This window comes from Microcoleus sp. D2_18a_D3, from assembly GCF_036702455.1.
Classification (GTDB): Bacteria; Cyanobacteriota; Cyanobacteriia; order Cyanobacteriales; family Microcoleaceae; genus Microcoleus.
The window spans coordinates 1-8,665 of record NZ_JAUBTK010000144.1 but is presented as its reverse complement, the minus strand read 5'-3'; the positions used below and the strand labels follow the sequence as shown (position 1 = coordinate 8,665).

The 8,665-nt window shown below is 45.7% G+C and carries 10 protein-coding genes; 7 read left to right on the top strand and 3 right to left on the bottom strand.

What is annotated here, in order from left to right; all coding sequences use genetic code 11:
* Nucleotides 1–306: 306 nt before the first annotated feature.
* Entirely contained in the window at nt 307–606 is a 300-nt protein-coding gene (locus tag QUB06_RS33110; RefSeq protein ID WP_333438895.1) for a contact-dependent growth inhibition system immunity protein, read from the bottom strand.
* A complete protein-coding gene (locus QUB06_RS33105) occupies nt 603–1,142 on the bottom strand; it encodes an RNase A-like domain-containing protein (RefSeq protein WP_333438893.1) in 540 nt (179 codons plus the stop codon). The genes QUB06_RS33110 and QUB06_RS33105 overlap by 4 nt, the downstream gene beginning before the upstream one ends.
* 370 nt (nt 1,143–1,512) lie before the next feature.
* Between QUB06_RS33105 and rfbF the strand changes: the two genes are divergently transcribed.
* The 5 genes from rfbF (at nt 1,513) to QUB06_RS33080 (ending at nt 6,450) form a co-directional block, all read left to right on the top strand.
* The gene (rfbF, locus tag QUB06_RS33100; RefSeq protein ID WP_333438891.1) at nt 1,513–2,289 is read left to right on the top strand and encodes a glucose-1-phosphate cytidylyltransferase; all 777 of its coding nucleotides are present in this window, start codon (nt 1,513–1,515) and stop codon (nt 2,287–2,289) included.
* A 185-nt stretch (nt 2,290–2,474) separates the two neighbouring features.
* The gene (locus QUB06_RS33095) at nt 2,475–3,539 is read left to right on the top strand and encodes an acyl-CoA dehydrogenase family protein (protein WP_333438889.1); all 1,065 of its coding nucleotides are present in this window, start codon (nt 2,475–2,477) and stop codon (nt 3,537–3,539) included.
* An 84-nt stretch (nt 3,540–3,623) separates the two neighbouring features.
* Nucleotides 3,624–4,355, top strand: coding sequence for a cyclase family protein (locus QUB06_RS33090; protein ID WP_333438888.1), 732 nt, complete (start codon nt 3,624–3,626; stop codon nt 4,353–4,355).
* 249 nt (nt 4,356–4,604) lie between these two features.
* On the top strand, nt 4,605–5,351 hold the full coding sequence (locus QUB06_RS33085; protein ID WP_333143732.1) for a DUF1995 family protein: 747 nt from the start codon (nt 4,605–4,607) through the stop codon (nt 5,349–5,351).
* A gap of 328 nt (nt 5,352–5,679) precedes the next feature.
* Entirely contained in the window at nt 5,680–6,450 is a 771-nt protein-coding gene (locus QUB06_RS33080) for a metallophosphoesterase family protein (RefSeq protein WP_333438886.1), read from the top strand.
* Between the two features lie 305 nt (nt 6,451–6,755).
* Here QUB06_RS33080 and QUB06_RS33075 read toward each other — a convergent pair whose 3' ends face one another.
* Nucleotides 6,756–7,607 (bottom strand): M48 family metallopeptidase, encoded by an 852-nt coding sequence (locus QUB06_RS33075; protein WP_333438884.1) that lies wholly within the window; start codon nt 7,605–7,607, stop codon nt 6,756–6,758.
* Nucleotides 7,608–7,709: 102 nt separating this feature from the next.
* Between QUB06_RS33075 and QUB06_RS33070 the strand changes: the two genes are divergently transcribed.
* Nucleotides 7,710–7,832 carry a hypothetical protein gene (locus QUB06_RS33070; protein WP_333438882.1) on the top strand — a complete coding sequence of 41 codons (123 nt, stop codon included), beginning with the start codon at nt 7,710–7,712 and terminating at the stop codon, nt 7,830–7,832.
* 148 nt (nt 7,833–7,980) lie between these two features.
* A complete protein-coding gene (locus QUB06_RS33065) occupies nt 7,981–8,505 on the top strand; it encodes a DUF4330 domain-containing protein (RefSeq protein WP_333438880.1) in 525 nt (174 codons plus the stop codon).
* Nucleotides 8,506–8,665 lie beyond the last annotated feature (160 nt).

The following is an 8,665-nucleotide window of genomic DNA, read 5'->3' as shown; positions in this document are numbered from 1 at the left end:
ATTTAGTCGATTGATGGATATGTGCTGGGCTGCTGATTTTACAACCCAGTCGTTTGAAAAATGTTGGTAATGACAAGGCCTCAAAGCTGAAGTCCTCTAAAAGAGGACTAATGAATTATTCAGTCCTCTTTTAGAGGACTTTGGCTATTAGACAGGGAATTCATTCCCTGGCGGACTGGCGGGTAGGCGCGAGGACTAGCGGACGAAAAGCTTAAGTTGACACGCCTTGGGCACTGCCGTGTCCTTACAAATATATAGACAAATTGTGGGGCACGGCAGTGCCGTGTCCCTACAAATATATAGATTTTATCTAGGATTATGCAAAGATTTTTGCACCGATTCCAACCACTCTCGGACTGTTTTATTTTCGGATTGTGGATCGTAGTAACACCCTAATTCATCGAGGATGAATGCTTCTAAATCGGCTGGGGCGATCGGCATTTTTAGCAGTTTGCTGAGTTCTTGCGATGCAGCTTCAACAGTTGCGGGGGGTTCGCTGCTGCGGTAGTTGTTCACTACATCGCTGGGAGTGTCAGCTTCTAACGGCCAGTCTTGGTGAAAGTAGGAACTGAAAAATTGGGTTAAATGAGGAAATTGATTGATCATTGGGGATAAGCTGTGAGAATAAAGTATCCGGGTGGTAATTTGGCGCTGCGCTGGAGGACGATTCTCAGGCGAGATGTTGAATTTGCTTTGGATGCGCGGCGACGCAGAGTAATGCCAATTATTCTGTTGGCGTTGTAGTCGATCGTATAACGATTACCTCGACTTTTCACCCAAGAGTCGATCGCACTTTGATTTCTGTTCATTGCTTCTGCAATAGCCGCTTCGGCGAGGGAACGGTCAGTAAAAGAAGATGCTGCAGAAATTCTCGTTTCGCTTGCGAGTCGCTGTGCTAGTTGTGCTTCTGTTTTACCAACGTGTCTCTCTAAAGTGTGTCCTCCTGCTGATTCGTGAAAGTCTAATCCGCCGCCCGGTATGTTGGGTACAAAAGCTATGGTGGTTTGTGGTAGGGTTGAGATTTTCGGTGCAACAACCGTGGCGTAAACACCCGGTATAGCCGATTGGAATAATATAATTATTGAGGCGATCGCACACAGGATACCTAAAAACTTTTTTAGGCGATCGAGTTGAGTTTTCATTGCTGGTGAATCTCTTCCTTATATTTAATAGAGGTGTTGGCTTTGTTTGTCTATTTCCTAATCTACCATTCGTAAGTTAGAAATTAATTGCGCGCCGCATTTAAATATACGGTGTGCAGTGCGCGACCTACGGTTAAGTAGAAATGGCCCGCAATATTTAAATACATGGTTCTCCGCGCGCACCCTAGGATTATTCATAAATAGACGTAAATAGAGGGGGCTGGGCGCCCAGCATACGATTATTGAGAATAGTTTGTGATTTCTGTGGTTTACAAAGCTTCACTCACTATGAGAAAAAGTTAATAATTCTTTGAATAAATCACTGATTATTGATGATAAATTAATTGATCATCTTTAAAAAATTGAAAAAATGCAAGTAGTTATCCTAGCAGGTGGTCTCGGTACTCGTCTCAGAGAAGAAACAGAATTTCGTCCCAAACCCTTAGTTGAGGTGGGGGGGCATCCGATTATTTGGCACATCATGAAGATATATGCACACTACGGTTTCCAAGACTTTATTGTGTGCTTGGGCTATCGCGGCAACATGATTAAAGAATATTTCCTCAATTATGAAGCCATGAACAATGACTTTACTATCTGTCTGGGACGCCAAAATATCATCACTTATCACGAGGAACATCTCGAACAAGATTTTAAGGTGACACTGGCTGAAACTGGCGCGGCAAGCATGACGGGAGGGCGGGTAAAACGAATCGAAAAATATATCGATCGCGAGAATTTCATGGTGACATACGGCGATGGAGTAGCTGATGTCGATATTGACGCCTTGATGGATTTTCACAAGTCTCACGGGAAGCTGGCAACTGTCACTACATTTCGCCCGATTTCTCGCTTTGGAATTTTGGAGGTAGACAGCGATAGCCGCGTAGTTCAATTTACTGAAAAACCTCAAATCGACGGCTGGATCAGTGTTGGATATATGATATTTAACCGCCGGGTATTTGAGTATTTGGGGGGAGATGATTGTATTTTAGAACAGGAGCCGATGCAGCGTTTGGCCGCAGACGGACAGTTGATGGCTTACCGTCATGAGGGCTTCTTCTTTGCGATGGATACTTTTCGAGAATACAAGTATTTAAACGAACTTTGGGATGAAGGGAAGGCTCCTTGGAAAGTGTGGCAATGAGTTAGTTTTGGCATTCTCAGTCAGCCTTTTATGAACAGGCAAGATGCCCGTTCCACAATAGATAGAATTTATTTCTTGTGGAACAGGCATCTTGCCTGTTCTTGATAAGGGTGCACAATGTGAGGAAATAAGTAGGGACACGGCACTGCCGCGTCCCTACCTCTGCTATAAAATAATTATAAAACATGGATTTTCAAGATATTCTAAACAGCACAGAAACTTACCTGCAAAAGTGCGTTTCACCCCACGCGGAAATTATCGACAGCGACTCGGAAGCCCTAAAAACAGCAATTGCTGGATTGGAAGATCGATCGCTCTTAGCATTGCGAGTTCCCCAAAAATGGGGCGGTGCCGAAATTGCACCGGAGATTTTTTACCAATATCAGGAATTGACGGCTCGATATTCCGGCGCATTGTCTTTCCTGCAAACTCAGCACCACAGCGCAACTGCGATGCTTGCCAACAGCGACAATGAAATGCTAAAAAGCAGATACTTGCCCGCGATCGCCCAAAAAGAGTTACGCTTGGGTATTGGGTTTTCGCATTTAAGGCGATCGGGCAATCCGGCCGTCACCGCCACTCCCGCAAAAGATGGCTATTTACTGTCAGGAAAAGTTCCTTGGATAACAGGTTTTGGCTTTTTTCAAAAGTTTATTGTAGCTGCGGTACTTCCTGACGAACCCGCTGTTTTCGGTTTAGTGCCTTTTGCCAATATTGAAGGCGAATATGGTAAAATAGCTTGTAGCGAAATCATGCAGTTAATTGCCATGAACTCGACTAATACTGTGACAGCCACTCTGGATAATTGGTTGCTGCATGAATCGGAAATAATTTCAGTTAAGCCTGTCGGCTGGATTTCGGAAAACGACACCAAAAATATACTGAATTTTGTTCCGGCTACTTTTGGCTGTATTCGAGCGGGATTGGATGTAATTGCAGCAGCGGCGGCTGCTAAGAATTCACCTTTTATAACGGCGGCTTGCCAAAAACTAGAGCAAAAGCTCGATCGGCTAAAACAGAATTTCCCACAATCTCAACATAGCTCGAAAGCAGAACAATTAGCGCTGCGAGCTCAAGCCATTGATTTAGCGGTGCGTTGCGGGCACGCTGCGGTTGCAGTTTCTAGCGGTGCTGCTAACGGTGTGCTACACCCAGCCGGTAGAGTTTATCGAGAAGCTTTGGTGTATACTGTTTCCGGGCAAACAAAGGATGTGATGGAAGCAACGCTCGATCGACTAATCGAATTTTAGATTTTAGATTTTAGATTTTAGATTTATCTCGCAGAAGGTCAAAAACTCAACTGTGTTTAATAAATAATAAATATATTTAACCTGATGACAAACAACTTTAAGTCAAATAACTTAAAAACTATCGCCTATAGCACAATTGTAGACTTAACCCATGCAATTCACCCAAATATTCCCATTTGGCCAGGAGATCCAGCCCCAGAAATTGCCACAGTATCTCAAATAGAAACAGACGGGTATTTCCTGCGAAAATTTTCGATTGGCGAACACAGCGGCACTCACATCAACGCACCCAACAGCTTTTATGCAGAAGGCGCCAGCATTGATAATTATTCCCCGCAGTCGCTCGTTGTGCCGGCAATTGCGATCGACATCCGAGAGCAAAGTCTTGCCAATCCCGACTACACTTTAACAATTGATGATATATTGACTTGGGAACGGCAGCACAAACTTATAGAACCGGGAAATCTAGTTTTATTGTATACTGGCTGGCAAGAAAAATGGGATGACGAGAAAGCATTTTTCGACAGAGACGAGCGCGGAATTTGCCACTTTCCGGGATTTGGCAAAGCAGCAACTCAATTTTTGCTAGAAGAACGCTCTATCGCGGGAATTGGAACCGACACTCACGGAGTCGATACCGGGCGAGATGAAAGTTTTGCGGTTAACAAATTGGTATTGGAAAAGCAGCGAATAGTGCTGGAAAATCTAGCAAATCTCGACTTGTTACCTGCGGCTGAAATGACTTTAGTTATCGGAATATTGCGCCTTTTGGGAGGTTCCGGTTCGCCCGTGTCAGTGTTAGCTTTTGTTGCTTGAGCCGGTAAAACTTACATCTTGTATTATGCTCAAGAACGGGCAAGATGCCCGTTCCACAAAGAGTAAATTTTTTTTGTGGAACAGGCCGAAAAGCCTGTTCCTAAACGGAAAGCCGGATGCCCTTTCCACAAAGAGTGAATTTTCTTGTGGAACAGGCCGAAAAGCCTGTTCCTAAATAGGTAATTGAGAATGGTGCAATATCTCAGGTAAAATTAGATTGAGAGAAGTCGAGTAAAAACAATTAAATTAATGACCGAACTGCCCAAGGATCTCAACGAGGCGATCGCCCAATCCCGCATTGCCACCGCCGCTGCCCTCTCGGACGGCAAAACTCTACTGCAAGTCGAATTAGTATTTCCAGAAATCGCCCTACAAGCACAGTCTATCACCTTACAATTCCTCCCAGAATTTGAGGAAATCTACCCCGGAGTAAAAGTCTTTTTTCCCGACACCGGTGCTGCTGCCCTCGCGCGCCGTGACTGGGGAGAAACACCGTTTAAAGTCACTGATTTAGGCAGCAGTCGCACTCCTGTTGAAGATAAAATAGCGCCGGAAGATCAACTTTTCCTTTTGATCAATCCAGCAGCCGTAGAAGTTGCCCAAGTCGAAAAACTTTACATAGCTGCTGCAGGTCGCCCAGTAATTCTACTCAACCCGCGCCTCGAAGATGTTGCCACCATAGGTATAGGCTATGCGGGCCGCCAATTGCGCGATCGATTCCTCAGCAAAATTGAATCCTGCTACTACATCAGACCCCTAGACACTGCTGCTTTATTCCGCTGCTACCCCCAATCCTGGCAAGTGTGGCTGGAAACAAACGACCAATACGAACTAATTTCTGAAACCGCCCAAAAACCAGTCGGAGACGATTTAGAGCGGATTTTAGCCGCTTCTCTCCCCAGCGCCGATCCTGACTCCACCACACCTGCCAAACCCTTAAAAAAGAAAGGTTTTTTGGCAGAACTCCAGACATTCCTCAAAGCTTTGACTCAGTAACAATCGTTAAGGCTCGATCGTATTTTAGGGTGGTCAGCTAGGATTATTTTCGACTTAATCGGTCGGCTAATCGCTGATGCACCCTAGCGCGTGAAATAACTCAAAGCTTTGCCTCAGTAACAGCACTTGCAGAAGCACAATTAACAGCTTGCCTGTGTTTCTATCAGTAGCTACGCAAACAGAGACTGGCGAGCTTTACAGAATCTTTATACAAAGCACTATAATGGGTGACACCCCTCCACCGTAAAAGAGGGGAGGCAAATAGCAGCAAAATCAGATGCTATAAGCTAGAGATGGGGCTTTTGAGTCAGGGAAGCGGATAAACACAATGGAGCATCGGCGCATTGTTATCGGGGACGTACACGGGCATTACGACGGCTTAATGACCCTGCTAGAGGCACTTGCCCCCAGCTCGAACGATCGCGTCTATTTTTTGGGAGACTTAATCGATCGTGGCCCCAAAAGCGCTCAGGTATTAGATTTTGTGCAGCAAAGCCCCTACCAAACTCTGTTGGGCAACCACGAACAACTGATGCTGGAGGCTTTGTCGGGGACGCCGATGGATATGCGAGCGTGGCAATCTTGGCTCTACAGTGGCGGCGATGCGACAGTAGCGAGCTACAGAGAGACAGGGATGATGCCGTACAAACACTTAGAGTGGCTGCGATCGCTCCCCACGCACCTGGACTTAGGGGACATCTGGCTAGTTCACGCCGGCGTTGACCCCCATCTGTCGCTCGATGAACAGTCGATCGAACAACTCTGTTGGATTCGCAGGGAATTTCACACCATGTCGAAACCCTATTTTCCCAATAAATTAATTATCACGGGTCACACGATCACCTTTACCTTTCATGGGGTCAGACCGGGCGAATTAGTCAGGGGCGAAGGGTGGTTGGATATTGACACGGGCGCTTATCATCCCAAAAGCGGCTGGCTGACAGGATTTGACCTCAGCTACCGCAGAGTTTATCAAGTAAATGTATTTAACAATCAAGTCCGAATTTTGCCGTTTGACGAAGTTGTCAGGCAATTGAAGCCGCAGCCGATTGCACCCCCGAAACCTGCGATCGATTCTGTGGTTCAACAGCAGTGTTAAATCAAGTTTTAGTTGTAGGGTATGTCAGTTCACGTCCGATCTATCTTAGATATTGCACCTTTGTCAATAATTCTTTTATGAACAGGCAAGATCCCTGTTCCACAAGAAAATTTATCTCTTGTGGAACGGGCATCTTGCCCGTTCTTGAGAATGGTGCAAGATGTGATATCTATTAAATCGCAATTAACTTGCTGCTGACTTACCCTAGTAACTGGATTTGTTTTTTAATCAACCGCGAAGACGCGAAGATCGCGAAGTAAGAAAAGAGAAGAGAAGAGAAGAGATTGCCTGACTGATTTACATTTCTACGAGCCCAAAAGCCTGCGGATTTCTAGCCTGTAATCCTCATTATCCAAACCTTCACCGCTAGCAAGCTCCGGATCTATAGCCTGCGAAATAGCAGCAATACGATCGCCAGTTGCCGGGTGAGTGCTTAAAATGCTCGGAGGAGAAGGCTTGTTGAGCAACTTTTTCATAAAATCAACCATCCCAGATTGAGCGTAGCCCGCTCGCCCCATAGTTTGCAATCCCAACTGATCGGCTTCATACTCAGCTTGGCGACTGTGGGGGCGCCGCAAGGCCAATTCCACCCCAATCTGAACCGCCTGAGATCGATCGAGCCCAGTCGCCGAAGCTACACCTGAAGCTATGGCCATTTGACGCATTTGTTTAAGCGCGTGACGAGCATTAATGTGAGCGATTTCGTGGGCGATGACACTGGCCAATTCTGCCTCATTGTCCGCCGCCGTCATCAAACCTTTATTCACATAAACAAAACCGCCCATTGTCGCAAAAGCATTAATATTGTCGTCGTCAATCACTTGAAAAGTATAAGGAATATTGGGGCGAGTGCTTTCTTGAGCGAGTCGTTGACCGATACGGTTGATATATTCTGTAGTGTCCCGATCGCGGTCAATCTTAAACTCGCTGTTGGTTAACTGCTGATTAATTTGTCGGCCAATAGTCACCTCTTGCCGATCGGACATATTCGACAATTGAATAACTTGAATGCCTCGGAAAATCAGTTCAGGCAAAGAAAATGCTTGAGTCGGTTCCGGGGAAACCACCCAGATACCCGCAGCCACAATCAGGGACAGAAACAGATAAATCCCCCGGCCACAAGTACGCCGGCAAGTCAACCAAAAATTTTTTAACATGAGTGATACGTGCCAGAAGTTAGATAAAATTGTACGAAAAACTCGAAAAGTCACTAAATAGGCAGACGCAATTTGAGGCTGATTAGTTGCTATTCTAGCTTTTTGTCAATTTTTAACCGCGCCACCAGCTTCTGGGCGATCGGCCCGCAGGCCAACCAACCGCCGTCAACTGCCTTCTGGGTTAAGTGCCCCAGTCATGCGGATTTGGGGCGATCGTTGTGGTAATATCTTTTAGCTTCAGGACTTACACATCAATAAAGTATGTCATTGCCAGCGGTAGCTCAGCAATAGCAGCATCTGTTTTTCATCGATGTCTGCGTAAGTCCTGATCTTGTAAACATACTCCTTTCGCTATCAGTATAATAGGCGATTTATGAAAATTTTGGATTCTCAAGGCCGGCTGTTCGGCAAACTCAGCATCCTAGACGTAGGTGCGGCTCTGATCGTACTGCTAGTTGCAGTCGGAATCTTCTTCTTTCCCGGCACTTCTGGCGGTTCCGTCGCCCAAGTCGGCACCAGTGTCAAACCTGTAGAAATTGATGCAATTGCGATCGGTCTTAAAGGAACAAACGTTCAAGATTTGTTCAAACCCGGTGATAAAATCAATGTGGTGATCCGCAATCAACCCTCCGGTCAGATTACCATCAAATCAGCCAAAACTCTCACCAGAACCCTAGCAGTTCCTCAGCCCAACGGCACTCTGAAAGCTCTCCCCGATCCCAGAGAAGAAGAAGCCTTCAGCAAAAATATGATGTTTACCTTAGAGGGAAAAGGTCAACTTACTGAAAATGGCCCGGTTTTAGGTAATACGAAAGTCAAAATTGGCACTACGCTAGAGCTTGAAGGCAGCAAGTACATTTTCAACGCCAGCGTTATCGACGTGCGAGTAAAAGAGTAGTCAGTAGTCAGTAGTCAGTAGTCAGTAGTCAGTAGTCAGTAGTCAGTAGTCAGTAGTCAGTAGTCAGTAGTCAGTAGTCAGTAGTCAGTAGTCAGTAGTCAGTAGTCAGTAGTCAGTAGTCAGTAGTCAGTAGTCAGTAGTCAGTAGTCAGTAGTCAGTA

Excerpts from the sequence above, each read along its gene's own strand:
- QUB06_RS33110 (WP_333438895.1), bottom strand. The coding sequence starts at position 606 with ATGATCAATCAATTTCCTCATTTAACCCAATTTTTCAGTTCCTACTTT.
- QUB06_RS33105 (WP_333438893.1), bottom strand. The coding sequence starts at position 1,142 with ATGAAAACTCAACTCGATCGCCTAAAAAAGTTTTTAGGTATCCTGTGT.
- rfbF (WP_333438891.1), top strand. The coding sequence starts at position 1,513 with ATGCAAGTAGTTATCCTAGCAGGTGGTCTCGGTACTCGTCTCAGAGAA.
- QUB06_RS33095 (WP_333438889.1), top strand. The coding sequence starts at position 2,475 with ATGGATTTTCAAGATATTCTAAACAGCACAGAAACTTACCTGCAAAAG.
- QUB06_RS33090 (WP_333438888.1), top strand. The coding sequence starts at position 3,624 with ATGACAAACAACTTTAAGTCAAATAACTTAAAAACTATCGCCTATAGC.
- QUB06_RS33085 (WP_333143732.1), top strand. The coding sequence starts at position 4,605 with ATGACCGAACTGCCCAAGGATCTCAACGAGGCGATCGCCCAATCCCGC.
- QUB06_RS33080 (WP_333438886.1), top strand. The coding sequence starts at position 5,680 with ATGGAGCATCGGCGCATTGTTATCGGGGACGTACACGGGCATTACGAC.
- QUB06_RS33075 (WP_333438884.1), bottom strand. The coding sequence starts at position 7,607 with ATGTTAAAAAATTTTTGGTTGACTTGCCGGCGTACTTGTGGCCGGGGG.
- QUB06_RS33065 (WP_333438880.1), top strand. The coding sequence starts at position 7,981 with ATGAAAATTTTGGATTCTCAAGGCCGGCTGTTCGGCAAACTCAGCATC.